The organism is Bradyrhizobium sp. cir1 (assembly GCF_014198245.1).
Lineage (GTDB): Bacteria > Pseudomonadota > Alphaproteobacteria > Rhizobiales > Xanthobacteraceae > Bradyrhizobium.
In genome coordinates this window covers 1-21,890 of record NZ_JACIHE010000009.1, presented here as the reverse complement: position 1 = coordinate 21,890, position 21,890 = coordinate 1, and the positions used below count along the sequence as shown (strand labels likewise).

Annotated in this window: 23 protein-coding genes and 1 riboswitch; of the genes, 7 read left to right on the top strand and 16 right to left on the bottom strand. The window is 65.3% G+C overall.

Annotation, left to right across the window (positions count from 1 at the left end; translation table 11 throughout):
* Positions 1-85 precede the first annotated feature (85 nt).
* A complete protein-coding gene (locus GGD63_RS19365; RefSeq protein ID WP_183244770.1) occupies positions 86-589 on the top strand; it encodes a hypothetical protein in 504 nt (167 codons plus the stop codon).
* 92 nt (positions 590-681) lie between these two features.
* Here GGD63_RS19365 and thiC read toward each other — a convergent pair whose 3' ends face one another.
* The 3 genes from thiC to GGD63_RS19350 all read right to left on the bottom strand — a co-directional run bounded on the left by thiC (position 682) and on the right by GGD63_RS19350 (position 4,271).
* Entirely contained in the window at positions 682-2,580 is a 1,899-nt protein-coding gene (gene thiC, locus GGD63_RS19360; protein WP_183244769.1) for a phosphomethylpyrimidine synthase ThiC, read from the bottom strand.
* Between the two features lie 313 nt (positions 2,581-2,893).
* On the bottom strand, positions 2,894-3,502 hold the full coding sequence (locus tag GGD63_RS19355; protein ID WP_183244768.1) for a thiamine phosphate synthase: 609 nt from the start codon (positions 3,500-3,502) through the stop codon (positions 2,894-2,896).
* Positions 3,489-4,271 (bottom strand): thiazole synthase, encoded by a 783-nt coding sequence (locus GGD63_RS19350; RefSeq protein WP_183244767.1) that lies wholly within the window; start codon positions 4,269-4,271, stop codon positions 3,489-3,491. The genes GGD63_RS19355 and GGD63_RS19350 overlap by 14 nt, the downstream gene beginning before the upstream one ends.
* Before the next feature lie 18 nt (positions 4,272-4,289).
* Here GGD63_RS19350 and GGD63_RS19345 point away from each other — a divergent pair, with 18 nt between their 5' ends.
* Positions 4,290-4,433, top strand: coding sequence for a hypothetical protein (locus tag GGD63_RS19345; RefSeq protein ID WP_183244766.1), 144 nt, complete (start codon positions 4,290-4,292; stop codon positions 4,431-4,433).
* 13 nt (positions 4,434-4,446) lie between these two features.
* Here GGD63_RS19345 and thiS read toward each other — a convergent pair whose 3' ends face one another.
* From thiS to GGD63_RS19330, 3 genes are all read right to left on the bottom strand, one after another.
* Positions 4,447-4,644, bottom strand: coding sequence for a sulfur carrier protein ThiS (gene thiS / locus GGD63_RS19340; RefSeq protein ID WP_015684205.1), 198 nt, complete (start codon positions 4,642-4,644; stop codon positions 4,447-4,449).
* On the bottom strand, positions 4,635-5,660 hold the full coding sequence (locus GGD63_RS19335; RefSeq protein ID WP_183244765.1) for an FAD-dependent oxidoreductase: 1,026 nt from the start codon (positions 5,658-5,660) through the stop codon (positions 4,635-4,637). The genes thiS and GGD63_RS19335 overlap by 10 nt, the downstream gene beginning before the upstream one ends.
* Positions 5,648-5,776: riboswitch (TPP riboswitch) on the bottom strand. (Overlaps the previous gene by 13 nt.)
* A 157-nt stretch (positions 5,777-5,933) precedes the next feature.
* Positions 5,934-6,464, bottom strand: a complete 531-nt coding sequence (locus tag GGD63_RS19330; RefSeq protein WP_183244764.1) for a lytic transglycosylase domain-containing protein — start codon at positions 6,462-6,464, stop codon at positions 5,934-5,936.
* Positions 6,465-6,693: 229 nt separating this feature from the next.
* Here GGD63_RS19330 and GGD63_RS19325 point away from each other — a divergent pair, with 229 nt between their 5' ends.
* Positions 6,694-6,894, top strand: coding sequence for a hypothetical protein (locus GGD63_RS19325; RefSeq protein ID WP_183244763.1), 201 nt, complete (start codon positions 6,694-6,696; stop codon positions 6,892-6,894).
* 48 nt (positions 6,895-6,942) lie between these two features.
* On the opposite strand, the gene GGD63_RS19320 is transcribed toward GGD63_RS19325, so the two are convergent.
* Both GGD63_RS19320 and GGD63_RS19315 read right to left on the bottom strand, forming a co-directional pair.
* Positions 6,943-8,271, bottom strand: a complete 1,329-nt coding sequence (locus GGD63_RS19320) for an ATP-binding protein (protein WP_183244762.1) — start codon at positions 8,269-8,271, stop codon at positions 6,943-6,945.
* A gap of 13 nt (positions 8,272-8,284) precedes the next feature.
* The gene (locus GGD63_RS19315) at positions 8,285-9,055 is read right to left on the bottom strand and encodes a response regulator (RefSeq protein WP_183244761.1); all 771 of its coding nucleotides are present in this window, start codon (positions 9,053-9,055) and stop codon (positions 8,285-8,287) included.
* 181 nt (positions 9,056-9,236) lie between these two features.
* Between GGD63_RS19315 and GGD63_RS19310 the strand changes: the two genes are divergently transcribed.
* Both GGD63_RS19310 and GGD63_RS19305 read left to right on the top strand, forming a co-directional pair.
* The gene (locus GGD63_RS19310) at positions 9,237-9,776 is read left to right on the top strand and encodes a hypothetical protein (RefSeq protein WP_183244760.1); all 540 of its coding nucleotides are present in this window, start codon (positions 9,237-9,239) and stop codon (positions 9,774-9,776) included.
* A 221-nt stretch (positions 9,777-9,997) separates the two neighbouring features.
* Positions 9,998-10,525 (top strand): PRC-barrel domain-containing protein, encoded by a 528-nt coding sequence (locus tag GGD63_RS19305; protein WP_183244759.1) that lies wholly within the window; start codon positions 9,998-10,000, stop codon positions 10,523-10,525.
* Positions 10,526-10,894: 369 nt separating this feature from the next.
* On the opposite strand, the gene GGD63_RS19300 is transcribed toward GGD63_RS19305, so the two are convergent.
* From GGD63_RS19300 to GGD63_RS19265, 8 genes are all read right to left on the bottom strand, one after another.
* Entirely contained in the window at positions 10,895-12,106 is a 1,212-nt protein-coding gene (locus tag GGD63_RS19300) for an ABC transporter substrate-binding protein (RefSeq protein ID WP_183244758.1), read from the bottom strand.
* Positions 12,107-12,367: 261 nt separating this feature from the next.
* Positions 12,368-13,198, bottom strand: a complete 831-nt coding sequence (locus tag GGD63_RS19295) for an ABC transporter permease (protein ID WP_183244757.1) — start codon at positions 13,196-13,198, stop codon at positions 12,368-12,370.
* On the bottom strand, positions 13,195-14,457 hold the full coding sequence (locus GGD63_RS19290) for an ABC transporter permease (RefSeq protein ID WP_183244756.1): 1,263 nt from the start codon (positions 14,455-14,457) through the stop codon (positions 13,195-13,197). The genes GGD63_RS19295 and GGD63_RS19290 overlap by 4 nt, the downstream gene beginning before the upstream one ends.
* Before the next feature lie 220 nt (positions 14,458-14,677).
* A complete protein-coding gene (locus tag GGD63_RS19285; RefSeq protein ID WP_183244755.1) occupies positions 14,678-15,736 on the bottom strand; it encodes an ABC transporter substrate-binding protein in 1,059 nt (352 codons plus the stop codon).
* Positions 15,737-15,792: 56 nt separating this feature from the next.
* Positions 15,793-16,902, bottom strand: a complete 1,110-nt coding sequence (locus tag GGD63_RS19280) for an ABC transporter ATP-binding protein (protein ID WP_183244754.1) — start codon at positions 16,900-16,902, stop codon at positions 15,793-15,795.
* 109 nt (positions 16,903-17,011) lie between these two features.
* Positions 17,012-18,580, bottom strand: a complete 1,569-nt coding sequence (locus tag GGD63_RS19275; protein ID WP_183244753.1) for a DUF4403 family protein — start codon at positions 18,578-18,580, stop codon at positions 17,012-17,014.
* A gap of 129 nt (positions 18,581-18,709) precedes the next feature.
* The gene (locus tag GGD63_RS19270; RefSeq protein ID WP_183244752.1) at positions 18,710-19,348 is read right to left on the bottom strand and encodes a PQQ-binding-like beta-propeller repeat protein; all 639 of its coding nucleotides are present in this window, start codon (positions 19,346-19,348) and stop codon (positions 18,710-18,712) included.
* 28 nt (positions 19,349-19,376) lie between these two features.
* Complete coding sequence (locus GGD63_RS19265) at positions 19,377-20,597, bottom strand: helix-turn-helix domain-containing protein (protein WP_183244751.1); 1,221 nt, start codon at positions 20,595-20,597, stop codon at positions 19,377-19,379.
* Positions 20,598-20,687: 90 nt separating this feature from the next.
* Between GGD63_RS19265 and GGD63_RS19260 the strand changes: the two genes are divergently transcribed.
* Together GGD63_RS19260 and GGD63_RS19255 are read left to right on the top strand one after the other, a co-directional pair.
* Positions 20,688-21,482: a DUF899 domain-containing protein gene (locus GGD63_RS19260; RefSeq protein ID WP_409334082.1), complete on the top strand. Its 795-nt coding sequence runs from the start codon at positions 20,688-20,690 to the stop codon at positions 21,480-21,482.
* Positions 21,475-21,762, top strand: a complete 288-nt coding sequence (locus tag GGD63_RS19255) for a hypothetical protein (protein ID WP_183244749.1) — start codon at positions 21,475-21,477, stop codon at positions 21,760-21,762. Before GGD63_RS19260 ends, GGD63_RS19255 begins: the two co-directional genes overlap by 8 nt.
* Positions 21,763-21,890: the final 128 nt, after the last annotated feature.

Sequence of the window (21,890 nt, the reverse complement as noted above, 5' to 3'; positions counted from 1 at the left end):
CACTTGCGACTTGTAAGAACGTTGTCGGTTGCGGAGTATTGCAATATATATCCAAAATTGCATCAAAAATTGATGGGGGTAATTTATGGCGGATCGACTTTTCGTAAGTGTGCTCGGGCATCGCAACTCGGGCAAAAGCCGCACTTGGAATGATCTGTTCGGGGCCACGGTGCATACCGGAAAGCACCCGCGCATGTTGGAACTGCGGCAAGGAGAATGCGTCGAGGTCTTTCTCATCAGTGGCTCGAACGAAGAGCGTCAACAATATGCCGGCGACGTACTAGACGGTCAGCAGGCCCGGATCATTCTTTGCTCGATGCAATACACGGACGCCGTGTTCGACACCATCAAGTATGTGGAAGACAAAGACTTCTGGATCTATGTCCAATGGCTCAATCCGGGCTATAGCGAGCCTGACCGACAATACTCCGACTATCTTGGGATTGCGAACCGCCTCCTATTTAACAGCGAAGCAACGCTGGCCGTTCGTTCCGGGAAAAGCGATCCTCCGACCAGCCGAGTTCGCGAACTTAAGGAGTTCATCTACGGCTGGGCTAAGTTTCGAAACCTGATTGTTCCATGCCCGTGAACTGCGCCGCCTACACGCGGTAATGAGACACATTTAGAAGAGCCGAGCAACTCGCTCGGCTCTCCTAGGCTTAATGCGATGGGCGAGAATGCTCACAACACCCGATTGCTCTCCTTCACCTTCTCCGCATCCAGATAAACGCTGCTCCCCATCTCCTTGAACTTCGCGCTCATCCTGGCCATCCCGTCCTCGGCCGTGCCGCTGATAGACATCCCCACGCTGTTCGGATCGTTCAGCGTCGCGGCGTAGTCCCGCACGTCCTGCGTGATCTTCATCGAGCAGAATTTCGGGCCGCACATCGAGCAGAAATGGGCGACCTTGTGGGCTTCCTTCGGCAGGGTCTCGTCGTGGAAGCTCTTTGCCGTGTCCGGATCGAGGCCGAGGTTGAACTGGTCGGTCCAGCGGAATTCGAACCGGGCGCGGGAGAGCGCGTCGTCGCGCAGTTGCGCGGCGGGGTGGCCCTTGGCGAGGTCGGCGGCGTGGGCGGCGATCTTGTAGGTGATGACGCCGGTCTTGACGTCGTTGCGATCGGGCAGGCCGAGATGCTCCTTCGGCGTGACGTAGCAGAGCATGGCGCAGCCGAACCAGCCGATCATGGCAGCGCCAATGCCCGAGGTGATGTGGTCATAGCCCGGCGCGATGTCGGTGGTCAGCGGTCCAAGCGTGTAGAACGGCGCCTCGCCGCACTCCTTGAGCTGCTTGTCCATGTTGATCTTGATCTTGTGCATCGGCACGTGGCCGGGGCCTTCGATCATGACCTGGCAGCCCTTGTCCCACGCAATCTTCGTCAGCTCGCCGAGCGTCTCGAGCTCCGCGAACTGCGCGCGGTCGTTGGCGTCGGCGATCGAGCCCGGACGCAGGCCGTCGCCGAGCGAGAACGAGACGTCATACTTGCGCATGAGGTCGCAGATCTCGTCGAAATGCGTGTAGAGGAAGCTCTCCTTGTGATGCGCGAGGCACCACTTCGCCATGATCGAGCCGCCGCGGCTGACGATGCCGGTGACGCGGTTGGCGGTGAGGTGGATGTATTGCAGGCGCACGCCGGCGTGGATGGTGAAGTAGTCGACGCCCTGCTCGCACTGCTCGATCAGCGTGTCCTTGTAGAGCTCCCAGGTCAGCGCCACCGGATCGCCGTTGCACTTCTCCAGCGCCTGGTAGATCGGCACGGTGCCGATCGGCACCGGCGAGTTGCGCAAAATCCATTCGCGCGTGGTGTGGATGTTGCGGCCCGTCGAGAGGTCCATCACGGTGTCGGCGCCCCAGCGGATCGCCCACACCATCTTCTCGACCTCTTCCTCGACCGACGAGGTCACCGCCGAGTTGCCGATATTGGCGTTGATCTTGGTCAGGAAGTTGCGGCCGATGATCATCGGCTCGAGCTCGGAGTGGTTGATGTTGGAGGGGATGATGGCGCGGCCGCGCGCGATCTCGTCGCGCACGAACTCCGGCGTGATGAAGGCGGGCACCGAGGCGCCAAAGCTCTCGCCGTCGGCGAGGGCGGCTTCCGCGCGCTCGAGCTGTGCCTTTCGGCCGAGATTTTCGCGGGCGGCGACGTAGATCATCTCCTTGGTGACGATGCCGGCGCGGGCGAATTCGAGCTGGGTGATCTTGTGGCCGTCGAGGCCGCGCAGAGGCTTGTGATAGGCGCTGAACGCGCGCGCGGCCTTGTCGGTGGAGACGCTGCCATTGTCCTCCGGCTTGATCTGCCGGCCCTCATATTCCTCGACGCCGCCGCGCTCCAGCACCCATTGCTTGCGGTTGCGGGCAAGGCCGGCGTTGACGTCGATGGTGACGGATGGGTCGGTATAGGGGCCGGAGGTGTCGTACACCGGCAGGTTCGGCTCGCCCGCGCCTTCGGAGAGGATGATCTCGCGCAGCGGCACGCGCAGATCGGGCGCGGCGTCGGGCGAGGCGAAGATTTTTCGCGAGGAGGGCAGCGGGCCGGTGGTGACGGCGGGGACGGTTTTTTCGGGGTTGGAGCGGATGTTCATGGGATCCTCCGGTTAATTCGTGTTTGCGGTGTTCGTTCTCGTCATCTCCGCGCGAGCGCGAAGCGCTCGTCGCTGAAGGTGCTCGCCGTGCGGTGCAGTGCACCGCTGGGCGAGCCTCGAAGGATGAACGAGCCGGGCCGTCGCCCTTCGAGGGCCGCTGAAGAAGCGGCCACCTCAGGGTGACGGGATGAAGAGTGTGGCTCCGTCATTGCGAACGCAGCGAAGCAATCCAGAATCTCTCTGCGGAGACAGTCTGGATTGCTTCGTCGCAAGGGCTCCTCGCAATGACGGTGGGGTAAGAGCGGGACATGCATCACGCCGCCTCCTTCGACTCGCCGAGCCACTGCCGCACGCGGGCATCGGGGTCGGCGTTCTGGGTGACGTCGCTGACGACAGCGATGGAATCCGCGCCTGCCGCGAAAATCTCCGCGGCGTGCTCGAACTTGATGCCGCCGATCGCGACCAGCGGGATGGTGCCGATGCGCTGCTTCCATTCCGTGATCTTTGGAATGCCCTGCGGCTCGAAGCGCATCGACTTCAGCGTGGTGAAGAAGATCGGGCCCAGCGCGACGTAGTCCGGCTTTGCGGCGAGAGCGGTCGCGAGCTCGGCGTCGTCATGGGTGGAGATGCCGAGCAGCAGGCCCGCCTCGCGGATCGCCTTGAGGTCGGCATCGGCCAGATCCTCCTGGCCGAGATGCAGATATTTCGCGCCAGCGACGATCGCGGCGCGCCAATAGTCGTTCACGACCAGCTTGGCCTGCGTGCCTTTGGTGATCGCCAGCGCGTCGCTGACGATCTGCAGCGCGTCGGCGTCGTTGAGCTCCTTTGCGCGCAGCTGGATGCTGCCGACGCCGAGCTTGGTCAGTCGCTCGACCCATTTGAGGCTGTCGACGACGGGATAGAAGCGATCAGGATACGGCATGCCAGAACGGGGTCCCAACGACAGGGGTGGAGGGGGAGGCGAAGTCGCGGGCGTTCATCAGCCCGGCCTCGTAGGCGGTGCGGCCGGCATCACAGCCGAGGCGGAAGGCGTTGGCCATCGCGACGGGATCGGCGGCCTTGGCGATGGCGGTGTTGAGCAGCACGGCGTCATAGCCGAGCTCGAGCGCCTGCGCCGCGTGGGAGGGCGCGCCGATGCCGGCGTCGACCACCAGCGTGATGTCGGGCAGGCGCTCGCGCAACAGCTTCAGCGCATCGCGGTTGGTGATGCCCTTGGCGCTGCCGATGGGGGCCGCCCACGGCATCACCACCTTGCAGCCGGCGTCGACCAGGCGGTTCGCGACCGAGAGATCCTCGGTGCAATAGGGGAACACTTCAAAACCGTCCTTGATCAGGATGGCGGCGGCCTCAACCAGGCCAACGACGTCGGGCTGCAGCGTGTCGTTGTCGGCGATGACTTCGAGCTTGATCCAGCTCGTGCCGAACAGCTCGCGCGCGAGCTTGGCGGTCGTCACCGCCTCGCGCACGGTGCGGCAGCCGGCGGTGTTCGGCAGCACGGTGACGTCGAGCTCGCGGATCAGATTCCAGAACGCGTCCCCGGTCTTGCCGCCGGCGGATTCGCGGCGCAGCGACACCGTGACGATGTTCGAGCCGGAGGCGCGGATCGCCTCCTGCATGATCGCCGGCGAGGGATAGAGCGCGCTGCCGATGAGCAGGCGGGAGGGGAAGGTCTTGCCGTAGAAGCTCACCATGTGGGAGGTGTCTCCTTAGTGGATGCTGTCATCCCCGCGAAAGCGGGGATCCAGTACGCCGCGGCGGCGCGGCTGGAGCCGAGCAGCTGCGGCGTACTGGATCGCCCGGTCAAGCCGGGCGATGACAGCGGAGTGTTGGGCGCGCGCCAGCGCGACAAATGAAGAACCATCTCCATCACCCTCCCTGCCGCGGCGTGATGATCTCGATCTCGTCGCCGGCCTTCAAGCTCGTCTCGGCCCAGCGACTTTTCGGCACGACGTCGTAGTTGAGCGCGATGGCGAAATGGGTGCCCTCATAGTCGAGCTCGGAGAGCAGCGCGTCGACGCTTGCAGAACTCACCTCGCGTTGCTCGCCGTTGACGATCACGCGCATTGCATCACCTCGTTGTCGATCTGGCCGCGCTGGACATAGGCAAGCGTCAGCTCGGCGAGTGCCGGCGCGATCAGGAAGCCGTGGCGGTAGAGGCCGTTGACGGCAATGGTCTCGCCGCGGATGCCGATGCGCGGCAAATTGTCGGGATAAGCGGGACGCAGGCCCGAGCCGAATTCGAGGATGCGGGCTTCGCCGAAGGCGGGGTGCACCGTGTAAGCGGCGCCCAGGAGCTCCAGCGCCGAGCGGACGCTGACGCCGCTGTCCTCGGCCTCGATCGAGGTCGCACCCAGCATGAACAGGTTCTGTTCGCGCGGGATCACGTAGAGCGGCCAGCGCGGATGGATCAGCCGCACCGGGCGCGACAGCTGCACCTCGCTGGTCTCGATCAGGATCATCTCGCCCTTGACGCCGCGCAGTTCCGGCTGTTCGTCGCGTGCGCCGAGGCCGCGGCAGTCGATCACGATGCCTTTCGGATGAAGGTTTGCGAGATCCTTCGCGGTGACGTCGCTGTCGAACTTGATGGTGCCGCCGGCAGCAAGGATGCGCTCGTGCAGCTTCGGCAGCACGCGGCGCGGCTCGACATGGCCCTCGGTCGGGAAGAACAGCGCATCGCGGAAACGGCCTTCCAGCGACGGCTCGAGCTCGGCCAAGCTTGCTGCATCGAGCCGGCGATGGCCTTCGGTCATGCGGGCAAAGCGCTCGAAATCGTTGCGTTCGCGCGGATGGGCGACGACGAGGGAGCCGTTGAAGGGGGTGTCGGGCAGCTCGCGCCGCCAGATGTCGAGCGAGCGCAGGCCCAGCCTGGAGATGATGGGTTCGGCGACCTCGGCCTCGCAATAGGGCGCGAGCATGCCGCCGGCCCAGTGGCTGGTGGAATCGGTCATTCCGGCGTCACCGCGCTCGTGTAGCGTCACGGTGTGGCCGGCCTGCGCGAACAGCAGGGCTTGCCAGGCGCCGGCAATGCCTGCGCCGATGATGGATACCGGTGAATCCGGTCGCTTGGTGGTCTGCAACATCCCTGTCCCTTCGCCGGCATGACCCGGATCAGGTTCAAAGGGTCACCGCGGTCCTGGGCCGAATTGCCCATTTAGCGGTATCTCAGCTCCTCCTCGGAGCACCCCTCGGAACGCGTCTAATGTATGCCAGTGGGGCGGGGTGGTCAACGCGTCAGCCACAGGGCAGTCATTCCGGGGGCGATCCGCAGGATCGAACCCGGAATCTCGAGATTCTCAGGTGCGCAATTGCGCACCGCAGTTCAGTCCTGCGGACTGCCCCGGAATGACGTGTGATTAGTGTGGAACCTGCGCCCGCGCGTTGCGGACGCCTAGCGCCAGCTTCTTATGCGGCGTGCCAAACATCGGCTGCGGATTTCCGTTCGGCTCCAGCCAGGTCTCGCCCGCACTGGCGACCTGCATGGCCTCCTGCCGCTGCCGCTTTGCAACGTAGTAATAGCCGCCCGCGAAATAACGCACAGCTCGCGCGTGGTCGCCATTGGCGGCGCGATAGGCGCCGGCGAGGTACTTCACCGCATAGGTGAGATTGGTGTTGGGATCGCGCAGGCCGGCGGCATCGCCGGTGTAGCCGACCCCGCGGGCGGTCGCGAGCTTGATCTGCATCAGCCCGATGGTGCCGCCATGGCCGACGAGGCCGGGCTGATAGCGGCTTTCGCGCATGATGACGCGATGCACCAGCGCCTCCGGCACGCCATTGGCGCGGGCATGCATCGCGACCATCTCGGCATATTCGGCTTCGCCGGCATTCGCCGCCTGCGTCATCATCAGCCCCGCCGCAGCGAGCACGGCAATACGCAAAATTTTCATCGAAATATTCCTCGGCAGAACGGACCTGCACCCTCGCGCGTTAGGCCGTGGGAACACGGCGATGATGTGGCGAAATGTCACCAGCGGCGATTTTCGCCGGCCCGTCGCTTTTACGACTTAAACCTAAGTTAAGTTTAGGGCTGGTGGAGCGCCTCACGCGACAGCGGGTCTGTCCATTCGCGCATTCGCCCAAAATCGCTGATCAAAACCAGCACTCGGGAGGACGTCCATGACCCCAGCAGACATCGACGACATCCCCAGGCAGAACCCTTGTGCACAATGTGGCACACCGATCCCGTTCCCGGACTGGATCGAGCCGGGCGAAGGTCGCGTTTCCTATCTCTGGAAGTGCCAGGCCTGCGGCTACCGCTTCGAGGCGGTCGCGATCTTCGATAAGCACGCGATCGAGCATCCGCCGCTCGCCGCCTGAATTGCTGGCTTAAGGGCGCATGATCTCTCCGGAAAACCGGATCATGCGCTAAGCCGCGAGCCGCGGCTCCTGCCACACCGGCAATTGCATCCGCACGATCAGGCCGTGCGGGTCGCGGTCGTGCAGCGACAGCTCGCCGCCATGGGCGATCGCGATCGCGCGCGCGATCGACAGGCCGAGGCCGAAGCCGATGGACTCGTCCATGGTGCGCGCGTCGTCGCCGCGCACGAACGGCTCCAGCATCTCCTGCTTGCGCGCATCCGAAATGCCGGGGCCATCATCCTCGACGTCGATGACGAGCCTGCTGCCTGATATGTCGAGGCGGATCGTGACCTCGGCGCCGAAGCGCACCGCGTTCTCGACCAGATTGGTGACGCCGCGATGCAGATCGTCGGGCCGCGCGGCGGCGGTCGCCGATACCGGCCCCTCATAGTGCACGACGTGGCCCATGTCGCCGAACTGGTCGGCGACGAGCTGCAGCGTGCTGGCGATATCGACCAGGGTCACGGCCTCGATCTTGCGGTCGTTGCGCAAGAGCGACAGCACCGATTCCAGCATCGAGCGCATCTGGTCGAGATCCATCAGCATGCGCTTGCGGTTGCCCTCGTCCTCGATGAACGCGGCGCGCAGGCGCAGCCGCGTGATCGGCGTGCGCAGGTCATGGCTGATCGCGGCCAGCATCCGGGTGCGATCCGACATCAGCCGCGCGATCCGCTCATGCATGCGGTTGAGCGCGCGCGCCACCGAGCGGATCTCTTCCGGCCCGCGCTCGGGCAGCGGCTCGGCCTCGCCGTCCAGGCTGAAATTCTCGGCTGCCCTGGCGAAGGAGGACAGCGGCGCAGCCAGCGCGTAGGCGGCCCAGAGACCGAGCGTGGTGACGCTGATCAGCACGAACAGCAGCGTCATCATCCACGGCCCGCCCCAGAACCGCGGTCCGTGCGGCGACGGCTCGACGCGGCCGGCGACCATGGTGCCGTCGGGCAGCTCGACCGCGATCCGGTGCAGGCCGCCCTGCGGCGCAAGCGCGAGCACCTTGTACTGATGGCCGAGATGCCGGCGCACATTGTGCAACTGCTGGCCCTCGCTGCCGCCGCCGGCGGCAACCGTGCCGGGCGCGAGCAGCTCGATCCCGGCCTTTGGAAACGCACGGGCGATATCGGCGAGGATTCGCGGCCGCTCGCTCGCCTCCGCGCCATTGAGCAGCAGGGCTGCGTCCGCGAGCTGATGCGCGCTGTCGGGCGGCGGATCGGCGCGATCCGGCCGGCTCACCAGGAAGCTCACGGTGAGGATCAGATGCAGCGCGACGATCGAGGCCACCACCAGCGCGGCGATCTGTCCGCCGATGCTCTTGAGGTGGAAGAAGCGGAACGGCGTCATGACGGCCGTTCCCTCAGCTGCTCAGGGATGGCGCGACCGCTGCAGTGCTTGCTAGTTCAGTGCTTGCTAGTTCAGTTCTCGGCGTGAACAGATAGCCGCCGGAGCGCACCGTCTTGATGATGGTGGGATCGGCCGGATTGGGCTCGATCTTGCGGCGGATGCGGCTGACCAGCACGTCGATGGAGCGCTCGAACGAGCCGGTGTTGCGCCCTTGCGTGAGGTCGAGCAGGCTGTCGCGCGACAGCACGCGGCCGGGTCGCTCGCAGAAGGTGCGGAGCAGATCGAATTCGGCACTGGTCACCGCGACGCGCGCACCTTCGGGATTGCGCAGCTCGCGCAGGCGCAGATCGATGCGCCAGCCTTCGAAGGCGAGCGTGCTCGCGCCCTCGATCGAGCTTGCCGCCTGCGCTGCGGCCTGGCGGCGCAGCACCGCGTTGATGCGGGCGAGCAGCTCGCGCGGGTTGAAGGGTTTCGGCAGATAGTCGTCCGCGCCCATCTCGAGGCCGACGATGCGGTCGACGTCCTCGCCGCGCGCGGTCAGCATGATGATCGGCGTCTGCGCCTCGGAGCGCACCTTGCGGCACAGGCTGAGACCGTCCTCGCCCGGCAGCATGACGTCGAGGATGATGAGGTCGACGCGGTGATCGGCCATGGCGCGCGACATCTCGCGGCCGTCGCTCACGGCGGTGACGTTGCAGGCGTTGTTGCGCAGGTACTTCGCAATCAACGTCCGGGTTTCGCGGTCGTCCTCGACGACCAGGATGTTGGGATTGGAAATGGCCATGCGCTTTGTTTGTCCAAGATTCGGGCCAAATGGCGAAGATTTTTGTTTCAGATTGTTTCCGCGGCCTTTCTCGCAACACGGGGACACGCCCGGGCAGGGAAGCGGCAAGGTCTCGTTAAGGCGGTTAACCATACCGTGGCGCGGTCACGCAAAGAAACCCCGCAAGACCCACGGAGCCATCATGACTTCGATTTCGGCGGCATCCGCCGGCAGCTACCAGTCGCCCTTGCAGCGGCTGCAGCAGGAATTGCAATCGGAAGTTTCCGCCGGCACGATCTCGTCATCGGACCAGTCCGTGCTCTCGACGGCGCTGACCGACATCGACACCGCGCTCCAGCAGAGCCGGTCGAGCGACCAGTCGAGCGGCACGCGTCCCTCCAAGGAGGACATGCAGTCGAAGATCGACGATCTCATTTCCAGCGAAGTGTCGAACGGGACGCTGACCTCGGACCAGGCCGAGGAGCTGAAGAACGTGTTTCAGTCCGCCTTCGCGAACGGTCCCGGCGATGCCGGCGGACCGCCGCCGGAAGACAGCTCTTCGGATGCATCGTCGACGGACTCGACGAGCAGCAGCTCGACGGACCAGACCACGGCCGAGATCCTCCAGCAGTTCCTGCAGGCGCTGCAGCAGTCGCAATCGTCGAGCTCGTCCTACGGCGCCAACGGCAGCTCATCGAGCAGCTCGAATTTCTCCGCGCTCCTGATCGACTACAAGAGCTGACCTCGCGCGACGCGGGTCGGCGCGGTCCCCGCCGCGATCGTGCTTCACCCAGGGCGCTCGATCGCCGGCGGGGAACCGTGCACCGCAATATGTTCCTGGGTGGCCCCGGAACAAGCTTCGCAGGGCTGCGCGCATCGCGCGACGAAATTGCCGCGCGCACGGAACTGCACGTGAACAGCGCTGTTTTCTCCACACGAGTTTTTGTTGAAGGAGAGGACAACATGCTGACGAAATCTATCGTCGCCGGCCTCGCCGGCACCGCACTACTTGCGACCATCGCGGTTGCGCAATCGCCAACCGCCACCACCGACAAGGCCCCGGCTGCCGCCACCGCGACAACCACGACCGCCTCGGGCGAGTGGCGCGCCTCGAAGATGTCGGGCCTGAAGATCTACAACGAAGCCAACGAGAACATCGGCTCGATCAACGATCTCCTGATGGACAAGAGCGGCGCCATCAAGATCGCCGTGATCGGCGTCGGCGGCTTCCTCGGCATGGGCGAGCATCTGGTCGCCGTGCCGTACGAGAAGTTGAAGTTCGTCAATGAGGCCGTCGCCTACAGCGGCACAGCGGCCACCAGCCCGCCCGGTCGGCCGGCCTCGACCACGACGACGGGCGCTGCGACCGGCACCGACAAGCCTGCGGCGACCACGACATCGTCCGCGTCGAAGTGGTATCCGGACCACGCCGTGTTCAATGCGAGCAAGGACGAGCTGAAGAACATGCCCGAGTTCAAGTACTCGGAGTAGTGGACTTCTAGTCGGCTGAACGAAGCGCGCCTGGTTTTCACCGGGCGTGCTGTCGTGTCGTTTTTCTTTCAGCTCTCCCCTTGATCGGCGGGGCTGTCGCAGGTGGCGTCTTGGTGGCGGCCTGAGCAAGCGCCTCGTCCTTCGAGACGCCCGCTTCGCGGTCTCCTCAGGATGAGGCTGAGCAGCATTGGCCCTGTTGAAATTGCTGCCGCGCACTCCGCCCTCATCCTGAGGGCCTGCCATCGGCGGGCGTCTCGAAGGATGCGCTGCGGGCGAGCTATCCGCCATTCTTCTTCGTTTGCGACGCTATGGCTTGAGCGGGGCTCCCTCTCCCCGCAAGCGGCGCAAGCGGGGAGAGGGAGAAGACTCTCAATGCGTCGCCAGCGGGCAGCCGCCCTTGTCGAGCGGACGGAACGCTTCATCGCCGGGCACGGTGGCGATCAGCTTGTAGAGGTCCCACTCGCCCTTGGAATCCTCGGGCTTCTTCACTTCGAACAGATACATGTCGTGCACCATGCGGCCGTCGATGCGGATCTTGCCGTTCTTCGCAAAGAAGTCGTTGACCGGCATCTTGCGCATCTGCTCCATCACCATCGGGGCCTCGTCGGTCTTGATGGCCTCGATCGCCTTCAGATAGTGCATGGTCGCCGAATAGAGGCCGGCCTGGATCATGGTCGGCATGCGGCCGACCTTCTCGTTGAAGCGCTTGGAGAAGGCGCGCGTCTCCTCGTTCATGTCCCAGTAGAACGCATCGGTGACGATCAGGCCCTGCGTCGCCTTGATGCCGAGCGAGTGCGTGTCGGTGATCTCCTGCAGGAGCGCGATCATCTTCTGGCCGCCCTGGGTCAGGCCAAACTCGGCCGCCTGCTTCAGCGCGTTGGTGGTGTCGCCGCCGGCATTGGCCAGCGCGACCACCTTGGCCTTGGAGGCCTGGGCCTGCAGCAGGAACGAGGAGAAGTCCGACGAGTTGAGGGGATGGCGGACCTCGCCGAGCACCTTGCCGCCGCTTTCCTTGACCACGTTGGCGGCGTCGCGCTGCAGCGCCATGCCGAAGGCGTAGTCGGCGGTGACGAAGAACCAGGTATCCTCGCCGCGCTTGACCATCGCCCTGCCGGCGACGTTCGACAGCGCATAGGTGTCGTAGGTCCAGTGCACCGTGTTGGGCGAGCAGGCGGGGCCCGTGATGTCGGAGGAGCCGCCGCCGGAATTGATGTTGATCCTGTTCTTCTCGCGCGTCAGCGCCGAGATCGGCAGCGCCACCGACGAGGTCGGCACGTCGAAGATCGCGTCGACCTTGTCGTTGTCGTACCAGTTGCGGGCGATGTTGACGCCGACGTCGGGCTTGTTCTGGTGATCGGCGGCGACCACCTGGACCGGCTTGCCCGCCACCTTGGCGCCGTAATCGGCGACCGCCATCTCGACGGCGGCGAGCGAACCCTTGCCGGTCGCGTCCGCATAGAGGCTCGACATGTCCGTGAGCACGCCGATCTTGACGACATCGTCGGAAAATTGTGCCTGCGCGGCGCCGGGCGTCGCGGCGAGCGCGAGACCGGCCACGACGGCGGCGATGAGTTTTTGCATGTTGTTTCTCCCTGTGTGTTGTTGTTCGGGCGTTGTTGCGGGGACTGTTCTAGCTTCTATCGGTCGCGGCAGCTAAGCCCGGGATGCACGGGGAGGGTTGCGAAATAAGTAGGGGGTCTCTCGTCATTCCGGGGCGTGCCCTCTTGGGCGCGAGCTACGATGCGCAATTGCGCATCTGAGAATCCATTCATCCGCCGTCGCTGCGGCCTGATGGATTCCGGGCTCGCGCTACGCGCGCCCCGGAATGACAGTGAGGGCCTCTCAGGCCCCGCCGGCCTTGAGCCGTTCGTTGCGCCGGCGCAAGGCTTCCAGCGTGGCGAGGAGGACGACCGAGACCGTCGTCAGGATGACCGCCGCTGCCGTGATGGTCGGGCTGATGTTCTCGCGGATTCCGCTGAACATCTCGCGCGGCAGGGTGCGCTGCTCGGGACCTGCCATGAACAGGACGATGATCACCTCGTCGAAGCTGGTCGCGAAGGCGAACAGCGCACCCGAGGCGAGGCCGGGCAGGATCAGCGGCAGGATCACGCGGCGGAACGCTTGAAGCGGCGAGGCGCCGAGCGAGGCGGCGGCGCGTGCCAGATTGGTGTCGAAGCTTTGCAGCGTCGCGCCGACCGTGATCACCACGAAGGGGGTCGCCAGCGCGGTGTGGGCCAGGATCAGGCCGAGATAGCTGCCGGTCAGTCCGATCGGCGCGAAGAAGAAATACAGACCCACCGCAGTGATGACACCGGGCACGACGACCGGCGACAGCACGAAAGCCAGCACGAGCGGTTTGAACCGGCTCTTCCACTGCGCCAGCCCCAGCGCGGCCAGCGTGCCGAGCACCATCGACAGCAGCGTCGAGGCGACGCCGATGATCATGCTGTTCTTCAGCGAATTCATCCAGCGCGGCGAATTGATGAAGTCGTCGTACCAGCGCAAGGAGAGGCCCGGCAGCGGATAGGTCAGGTACGAGCCCGAGCTGAAGGACAGCGGCATGATCGCAAGGATGGGCGCGATCAGGAAGATGAACACCAGCGTCGAGATGGCGATGGTTGCGGTCCACGCGATGCGCTGGCTGGGCGTGCGGAGGGAGGAATTGTCGCTCAATTCTTCATCCCTCCCGTGACCTGCTGGCCCTGCACCAGCTTGCCGTAGACGAGGGCGAGCAGAAGCGTGGCCAGCAGCAGCACCGCTCCCAGCGCCGAAGCAAGGCCCCAATTGGCCGTCTCGGTCGTGTAGAGCGCGATGAAGTAGCTGATCATCTGGTCGGCGGCGCCGCCGACGAGCGCCGGTGTGATGTAGTAGCCGAGCGCCAGGATGAAGACGAGCAGGCTTCCGGCGCCGATGCCGGGCAGGGTCTGCGGCAGGTAGATCCGCAGGAAAGCGGTGAGGGGTGGCGCGCCGAGCGAGGCGGCGGCGCGCATGTAAGCGGGCGAGATCGCCTTCATGCTGCTGTACAGCGGCAAGATCATGAACGGCAGGAGCACGTGGGTCATGGCCACGCAGACACCGAAGCGGTTGTAGATCAGGCGCAACGGCTCGTCGATGATGCCGAGCCAGTGCAAGCTGTCGTTGACGACGCCTTTGCTCTGCAACAGGACAATCCAGGCGCAGGTGCGGACCAGAAGCGACGTCCAGAACGGCAGCAGGACGAAGATCATCAGCAGGTTCGACCGGCCCGGCGGCAGTGTCGCCAGCAGATAGGCGACCGGAAAACCGAGGATCAGGCAGAGTGCCGTGACACCGAGGCTGATGAGGAAGGTGCGGGCGAAAATCTCGCGGTAGATGGCCTGATCCGGTGGTGCCGCGACGATCGCGCCGTCCGCGTTCCTGACAAGGTCGAGCGCGGCGAGAAGGTAGAAGCCGGTCATCGGGCCGCTGGCGTTCTTGATCGTCGTCCAGGTGGCGCGTTCGCGCCAGGCTGGATTGATCTTGCCCAGCGTCTCCCTGGCCGTCCGCTGCTCCGGCGCCGCCTTCAGATTGCGTGCCGTGCTGGTCAGGATGGTGCGGAAACCGTTCAGCGCGTAGTTGAGCCGCTTGGCCGCAATCGCAATGGTGCCGGCGGCGCGCGCCGCCAGGATATCGCTTGCCAGTGCCGCGTAGGCCTTCTCGTCCGGCAATTCCTTGCCGTCCCAATTGGCGAGAGCAGCGATGGTTTGCGGCAGAACCTGGCGCACCTCCCTGTCATCGACCGCGCGCCAGAGCATGCCGGCGATGGGCCCGGCGAAGGTGAAGAGCAGGAAGACGAGAAGCGGTGCTACCAGCGCCAATGCCTTGACCTGGCGCGTCCGCTCCGCACGCCTCAATCGGCGCTTGAGCGGCACCTCGGCCTGCGCATTGGCGCCGGTCGGGGATGCGGTTGTCATGGCGTAAGCCTCTTTGACGAGAGGCCTGAGCAAGCGCCTCGTCCTTCGAGACGCCCGCTTCGCGGTCTCCTCAGGATGAGGCTAATCGACAGCGGCGCCTGTAACGTGGTTGCCGCACACTCCGTCCTCATCCTGAGGAGCCCGCCAGAAGCGGGCGTCTCGAAGGATGGCCACAACGAAATGGCTCTCAACGCGCGTCGCACGCCGGTGCTGTCGCTTGCTACTTCGCGGCCCATTTGTTGAAGCGCTCGGTCAGGCGATCGATGTTTTCGAGCCAGAAGGCCACGTTGATCTCGACCGCGTTCTTGATGTTGTCAGGCGCCGTCGGCAGATCCTTCAGAACGGCGGGCGCGAGCCGGCCGGCGGCGTCCTTGTTCGAGGTGCCATAGGCGATGTTCTCCGACAGTTTTGACTGGTTCTCCGCCTTGCCGACGAAGTCGAGGAATTTGTAGGCCGCGTCCTTGTTCGGGCTCCCCTTCAGGATGACCCAGCTGTCGAGGGTGAAGAGCGCGCCGTCCCACACCATGCCGAAGTTCTTCTTCTCGTTCTTGTTCGCGGTGTCGATGCGGCCATTGTAGACCGAGGTCATCGCCACCTCGCCGGAGGCAAGCAATTGCGGCGGCTGGGCGCCGGCCTTCCACCACACGATGTCGCCCTTGATGGTGTCGAGCTTCTTGAATGCGCGCTCGACGCCTTCGTCGGTCGCCAGCACCTTGTAGACGTCCTTCGGCGCGACGCCGTCGGCCATGAGGGCGATCTCCAGCGTGGTCTTCGGGCCCTGGCGCAAGGCGCGCTTGCCGGGAATCTTCTTGGTGTCGAAGAAGTCGGCCCAGCCGCTCGGGGCCTGCTTCAGCTTGTCCTTGTCGTAGCCGAGAACGAAATCGTAGAGGATGGCGCCGACGCCGCAGGGATTGACCGACGGCGGGATATAGGCGGCCTCGCCGCCGATCCTGGAATAATCCAGCTTCTCGAACAGGCCTTCCTCGCAGCCGACCGCGAGTTCGTCGCTCTCGACCTGGACGACGTCCCAGGTCGCGGCGCCTCCCTGCACCTTGGCGCGCAGCACGCCGACGCCGCCGTCCCAGGATTCGTCGTTCATCGCAGCGCCGGACGCCTTCTTGAACGGCTCGAAATACACCTTCTTCTGGGCGTCCTGATATGCGCCGCCCCACGACACGACGGTGAGGTCACGCGCTTCTGCGACCGTAGCCAGCGCAGCGCTGGCGCTCAGTGCCGCGGCGAAACCCAGAGCGATCTTGCCAATCTTGCGCTTCAGCATGGTCCTTGTTCCTTCTTCATCTGGGGTGCGTAGAGGTTGATCGTTGCAGGTTCGGATCAGACCGGATCGAGGGCGAGGCAATCTTCGGGCCGGAATGAGATGAACACGTCTTCGCCAGGTGTGAGACTGTGATGCGCCCCCGGCTGAAGCTTGACCATGAACTCGGCGTTCCCCGCGACCTCGAGCACGGCCAGCGCGTGGTCGCCGAGATAGATGGTGTTCTGCACCCTGGCCGGCAGCCGGTTGGGGCCTTCGCTGGAGGTGCCTTCCGGGACAATCGCGACACGCTCCGGCCGCACCGACAGCGAGGTCGATGCGCCCGCGCCCGAGACATTGACTGCCCGTGCGGTCACGGCGCCGCCACCGGCCAGCACGACGCGGCAAAAGTCCTTGTCGATGGTCTCTACGGTACCGGCCAGCACATTGTTCTCGCCGATGAAGTGGGCGACGAAACTGTTCACCGGATGCTCATACAGCGCGTCGGGCCTGTCGATCTGCTGCACGATGCCGTCGTTGAACACGGCGATGCGGTCCGACATGGTGAGCGCTTCACTCTGGTCGTGGGTGACGTAGACGATCGTGATGCCCATCGTCTCGTGCAACTGCTTGATCTCCAGCTGCATCTGCTCCCGCAGGCGCTTGTCCAGGGCGCCCAGGGGCTCGTCCATCAGCACGAGTTGTGGATTGAAGACCAGCGCGCGGGCCAGCGCCACGCGCTGCTGCTGACCGCCGGACAGCTGCCCCGGCCGCCGGTGCGCAAAAGTTTCCATCTTGATCATGCGCAGCGCCGCGCTGACGCGCTCCTGCACGTCCGCCTTGTTCGTTTTGCGAACGGATAGCGGGAAGGCGATATTCTCCGCGATCGTCAGGTGCGGAAACAGGGCGTAGTTCTGGAACACCATGCCGATGTCGCGCCTGTGCGGCGGCACGTTCTTGATCGGCCGGTCCGCGAGGTAGATCTCGCCATGGGTCGGAACCTCGAAGCCGGCCAGCATCATCAGCGTGGTCGTCTTGCCCGAGCCCGACGGGCCGAGCAGGGTGATGAACTCGCCCTTCCTGATGTCGAGATCGAGGTTCTTCACCACGAGGTGCTCGCCATCATAGGTCTTCTGTATGCCTGAAAAGCGCACCAGCGCCGGCGCGGCTGTGACCATGCCGGCTTCCATGTTTGTCCTCGCGTTGTCCCCTACAGTGCCGTGCGAGATTAGCATCCTGCGGCGAGAATGCCAGCGGCGCAAGCGACGGGGACGTGTGCGGTCCGGTGAGCGGGGCGCGCTACATCCCCGACAGCTTGGTCACGGACACATTGAGCGTTCCGCCGGCTTCCGCGACCACGCGCAGCGTCTTGGAGTCGAAGGCGATGTCGGCGAGCGTCAGGCTGTCGATCTTGGCGTCGACCTTGAGGCCGTCCTCGCTCTTCTGGTAGTCGGCGATCGCGGCCGCGATTTTCTCGCGCGCGTTGGCGGCGATCGGCTTCAGGTCGAGCGTTGCCTTCTGCACCAGCGCCTGCTGCATTTGCGGCACGACCGCGCGCGCCGCCGCTCCCAGGAGGCCGAAGGCCGCTTCCGACTCGACCGCGAGCTGGATGTCGGCGAGCCGCAGCGTCTGCTGCGCCTGGTCGAGCATCGGCCGGCCCCAGATGTGGACGGTCGCCTCCGCGCCGAGACCGAGCCAGCTCTTCTTTTCCTTGGCGCGCACCAAGAGAGAGATCAGCAGCCGGTCGCCCGACGGGATCACGTTGACGCTCTTGACGGTGACGTCGACCGGGCCCGAGCCGTCCTCGGGATAGGTGTGGCCGACCATCTGCGCCGCGATCAGCTTGTTGATCTCGGTGAAGGGCACGTCGATCGGCACGCCGATGTTCACGCCGGTGCCGGTCGGCGGCACGATCGAGATTTTGTCGGGGAACGGGCACTCCGGCTTGGTCTGCGCCGAGGTCACGCGCGTCTCGGCTTCGAGGCCGAGCAGCAGCGTCACCGCCTGCGCGTCGACGCGCGGCTGCGCTGCGATGGCGCGGATCGGCTTCATCTCCAGCCACAGCGGCGGCAACGAAGCCGAGGCGCCCGAGCCTTGCAGCGGGATCGAGCGGCAGGCCTTGGCCCATTGCACCCTGGCATTCTCCCGCAGCGAGGGATCATTGCGGATGCGCTCGGAGACGATGTTGATCTGCTCGCCGACATTCTTGTCGATCAGCGGCTTCACTTGCGCCGGCACGTTGACCTTGGCGCCGGAGACATTGAGGTTGGTGTCGCCGAGATTGACCTGGGCGCCGAGATTGGGCTCGAGATGCCAGTTCGCCGCGAGCTTCGGCCGCGAGGTGACGATGACGTTGCCCTTGATCTCGGCGCTGGCATTCAGGTTCTTGATGTTGACCGCGCCGATCCGTTTCGCCGCATCACCGCCGAGCACGCCGCCGAGCGCGTCACCGAGCGCACCGGTGGCTTTCGAGGACAGCGAGCCGGTCACGTTGAGCTTGCCGGTGAGCGGCGTCGAGATCGTCAGCACGTCCTTGTCGCCGGTGGCCGCCATCGGTCCGCGCACGGCGGTCCAGCCGATATCGGCGTTCTCCAGGATCTGCGAGATCGGGTTGTCGGCCTTGCCGGCGAAATTGCGCGGCGCGGCCTTCTCGGCCTGCTCGCGGATCGCCGACAGCGCGATGGCGACCGGCGCGATCACGATCGAATTCTTCGAAGCCGGCGGCAGCGGCGGCAGTTGCGCGACCGGCGGCGCGGAATTCGTCGCGCGCGGCGACAGAAGGTCCATCGCCTTCAGGCTGATGAAGAAGGACGCCGCGAGCACCGCGACGGCGATCAGGATAGTCTTCAGATTCAACGTCAGTCGCATCAATCCCCCAAGCCGCCCAGGTGGGGATTTTACAGGGCGGGCGAGGAGGGCGCTAGAGCGCACCGATGGGGTGGAATTGGGGCGGATGTGTTAACGGCAGCGACGACGCCGTTGCCGCGCATTGCGGCGCTAGCCGCGCCGGGGACGGCGGACCGCTCTCACATTGCCGCGATCTCCGCCGCCGCAGTAGAAGCGGTCGCCGCCGTCGGATTCCAGGCCCGAGACCATCGTCCCTGCGGGCAGGTCGAGCTGCTCCAGCACCTTGCCCGTATCAGGGTCGACTCGCCTGATGTCGCTGTCCTCGCCTTCCCAGGTGCCATGCCAGAGCTCGCCGTCGACCCACGTGACGCCGGTGACGAAGCGCTTGCTCTCGATGGTGCGGAGAACCTTCCCTGTGGCCGGATCGATCTGATGGATCTTGCGTTCCCGGTATTGACCGACCCAGAGTGAGCCCTCCGCCCAGGCCAAACCTGAATCGCCACCGCCGCCGGGCGCGGGGATGGTGGAGATCACCTTGCCGGTGGCCGCGTCGATCTTCTGAATGCGGTCCTCGGCGATCTGGAACAGGTGCCGGCCGTCGAACGCCGTCCCAGCATGTGCGGCGACGTCGATGGAGCGCGCGATTTTGCCGCTGGACGGATCGACCGCATTCAGCTTGTCGCCGGATGCGAACCAGACATGGGTGCCGTCATAGGTGACGCCATGCACGGCCTCGACGCCGGCAAAGGGTCCGTATTCCCTGACGATCTCGGCAGCTGAACGCTTCATATGCTTGATCCCTGTGATGTGATCCACCTTACGTCTTCAGCAGCGGCGTGGGGAGTAACAAGCCTGTCGGGAAACCCGGGACGGGCGGCGTCATCCAGCGGCGCGCGCGTCCGTGTCCGAAGCTCTGGATCTTGTTCGACCGCGCCAGCTCATCGAGGGCCCGCTGCACGGTGCGCGGGCTGATCCCAAGCGCAAGGGCGAGGGCGGAGCTCGACCACGGCTCGCCGTCGGTAAGCAAGGCGAGCACGGCGGCGTGCTTCTCCTCCACGGGCCGCGCCAGCACGAGGACGTCGCGCGTCTTCCGCGGCGCCAGCACGAAACCCTGCCTGGTCGCGCTGATGTCGGCCAACGGCTCGAGCTGGGTGCGGAGTCGCCCGATCTCGACGCGCAATCGCGCGCGGTGCGATTCATCGACGTGCCTTGCCTGAAACGCACCCGATATCAACCTCTCTCGCGCGACATCCGCGGGCCATGCCTGCGCCAGAAGGCGCGCGAGCGCGAACAGCACCGGCCGCGTGCCGAGCGACACGACAACGCCTTGCCTGCGCACGACATGATGGAAGGTGTCCACGACGAGCGCCGTCGAGCTCGCCAGCCTTTCGACCTCTCCGAGCAACAACGGGTGCTCCTCGCCGCGGGCGATCAGGCGCGCCGCCGGCGTGTCGAGGATGAGGGTCGCGCTGTCGACCTCGGCCATCAGCGCCGGGATTCCTGCTTGCCGCGCTGCGCGAGCTGCGCGGTCGAGCGCCACGCGCGCATCCGTCGTTCTGAGCCGTCTGATGGCGATGCCGGCGACCACGAGCTCGCGGACGACCTGGGAGGCGGCCGGGAGCGGTGCACTGCCGAGCCCCGCCAGCGTGAGCTCGGCGTCGTCGAGCCGTCCGAGCAGGAGAAGGCGTCGTGCCTCGATGTGACCGGCATGCGCGGCATTGGCGAGATCGCCGTGCCTTTCGAGTGTCGCCCGCGCGGCCGCGAGCGCATTTGGCGGCCATCCCAAATCGCGCGAGACGAGGGCGATCTCGGCTTCGGCCACCACGCATCTTGCGCGCGCCACCGCTTCGCGTGGACCGAAGGCGCGCGCAGCGCTGCGCAGCAGCGCCTTGGCCTTGGCGAGATCGCCGAGCTGCGCCATCGCGATGCCGCGCAGTGCCAGCGACGGCGCATCGTTGCGCAGCGCCACGCGGTTCAGCGCGCCGAGGGGATCGCCGGCCTCCAGCGCCCGCGCGGCGGCCGTGATCAGCGACTCCATGTCAATCCCGCCACACTTGTTACTCCCACCGCGCAACCGGTTGGTGCCAGAAATCGTTGGCAGGACATCAAGCAAGAGCTTCGGAGAGTCATAATGACATCAGCAGAAAAAGCAGGAACCAACGGACAGGCCGCCATGCACACACCGCCGGTGGTGTCGCCGCAGGACTGGGAGGCCGCCCGGCAGCAACTGCTCGTGAAGGAAAAGGCGCATACCCGTGCCCGCGACGCCCTGGCCGCCGAGCGCCGGCGCATGCCATGGATGGAAGTTGCCAAAACCTATGCGTTCGAGGGGCCCGGCGGCAAGGTCAGTCTGGCTGATCTGTTCCAGGGCCGGCGGCAGTTGATCGTCTACCGCGCCTTCTTCGAACCGGGCGTGTTCGGCTGGCCCGATCATGCCTGCCGCGGCTGCTCCATGGTCGCCGACCAGGTCGCTCATGTCTCGCACTTGAACGCCCGCGACACCACGCTGGTGTTCGCTTCGCGCGCGCCGCAGGCCGACATCATCAGGCTGAAGAAGCGGATGGGCTGGACCATGCCCTGGGTGACCATCACTGACAGTTTCGATGCCGATTTCGGCGTGGACGAATGGCACGGCACCAACGTGTTCTACCGCGACGGCAACCGCATCTTCCGCACCTATTTCGTCAAGAGCCGCGGCGACGAGCAGATGGGCGGCACCTGGAACTATCTCGACATCACCCCGCTCGGCCGCCAGGAGGTCTGGGAGGACTCCCCGAAGGGCTATCCGCAGACGCCGACCTACAAATGGTGGAACTGGCACGACAGCTACACCGAAGGCGCCGCACCGGACAAGAAATGGGTCGAGATCTCGGACGCCGGCGAGAAGGCGTTTCGCCAGGAGGCGGCGGCAGGTCGTGACTAGTCCCGTCAGCGCAACTGCGCCCGCCAGCGGCGATGGCGTGATGGCCGCGCGCCATCTCGCCAGATGGCTGGCTCTGGCGGCCACGCCGACCTTCGTGGTCATGGCCGTGCTGACGGCCGTGATCAGTGGCGGCCCGGCGGACATGCTGTGCGGCGCCGGGCAGGGATCTCTGCTCGGCGGCATGGTGCCGATGTATCTCCTGATGAGCGCGTTTCATTCGGCGGCGTGGCTGAGGCTGATCTCGGAGCGGGAGGGGCGGCCGTGTCGTCCGTCCGTGTGAACGCCTCGTCCTTCTAGACGACCGCTTCGCGGTCTCCTCAGAGCGTGAGATTCTTTTGGTAGGGATCAGTATTTGCCACGGCGGCGATGCTGTGATTCGCTGGAGTTGCGCGCGAAGCAGGGGCTGAC

Coding starts and splice junctions, on each gene's coding strand:
- GGD63_RS19285 (WP_183244755.1), bottom strand. CDS start 15,736: ATGCTGAAGCGCAAGATTGGCAAGATCGCTCTGGGTTTCGCCGCGGCA.
- thiS (WP_015684205.1), bottom strand. CDS start 4,644: ATGCGCGTGATCGTCAACGGCGAGCAACGCGAGGTGAGTTCTGCAAGC.
- GGD63_RS19280 (WP_183244754.1), bottom strand. CDS start 16,902: ATGGAAGCCGGCATGGTCACAGCCGCGCCGGCGCTGGTGCGCTTTTCA.
- GGD63_RS19265 (WP_183244751.1), bottom strand. CDS start 20,597: ATGGAGTCGCTGATCACGGCCGCCGCGCGGGCGCTGGAGGCCGGCGAT.
- GGD63_RS19325 (WP_183244763.1), top strand. CDS start 6,694: ATGACCCCAGCAGACATCGACGACATCCCCAGGCAGAACCCTTGTGCA.
- GGD63_RS19365 (WP_183244770.1), top strand. CDS start 86: ATGGCGGATCGACTTTTCGTAAGTGTGCTCGGGCATCGCAACTCGGGC.
- thiC (WP_183244769.1), bottom strand. CDS start 2,580: ATGAACATCCGCTCCAACCCCGAAAAAACCGTCCCCGCCGTCACCACC.
- GGD63_RS19315 (WP_183244761.1), bottom strand. CDS start 9,055: ATGGCCATTTCCAATCCCAACATCCTGGTCGTCGAGGACGACCGCGAA.
- GGD63_RS19305 (WP_183244759.1), top strand. CDS start 9,998: ATGCTGACGAAATCTATCGTCGCCGGCCTCGCCGGCACCGCACTACTT.
- GGD63_RS19310 (WP_183244760.1), top strand. CDS start 9,237: ATGACTTCGATTTCGGCGGCATCCGCCGGCAGCTACCAGTCGCCCTTG.
- GGD63_RS19270 (WP_183244752.1), bottom strand. CDS start 19,348: ATGAAGCGTTCAGCTGCCGAGATCGTCAGGGAATACGGACCCTTTGCC.
- GGD63_RS19290 (WP_183244756.1), bottom strand. CDS start 14,457: ATGACAACCGCATCCCCGACCGGCGCCAATGCGCAGGCCGAGGTGCCG.
- GGD63_RS19330 (WP_183244764.1), bottom strand. CDS start 6,464: ATGAAAATTTTGCGTATTGCCGTGCTCGCTGCGGCGGGGCTGATGATG.
- GGD63_RS19350 (WP_183244767.1), bottom strand. CDS start 4,271: ATGGTGAGCTTCTACGGCAAGACCTTCCCCTCCCGCCTGCTCATCGGC.
- GGD63_RS19275 (WP_183244753.1), bottom strand. CDS start 18,580: ATGCGACTGACGTTGAATCTGAAGACTATCCTGATCGCCGTCGCGGTG.
- GGD63_RS19355 (WP_183244768.1), bottom strand. CDS start 3,502: ATGCCGTATCCTGATCGCTTCTATCCCGTCGTCGACAGCCTCAAATGG.
- GGD63_RS19300 (WP_183244758.1), bottom strand. CDS start 12,106: ATGCAAAAACTCATCGCCGCCGTCGTGGCCGGTCTCGCGCTCGCCGCG.
- GGD63_RS19320 (WP_183244762.1), bottom strand. CDS start 8,271: ATGACGCCGTTCCGCTTCTTCCACCTCAAGAGCATCGGCGGACAGATC.
- GGD63_RS19335 (WP_183244765.1), bottom strand. CDS start 5,660: ATGTTGCAGACCACCAAGCGACCGGATTCACCGGTATCCATCATCGGC.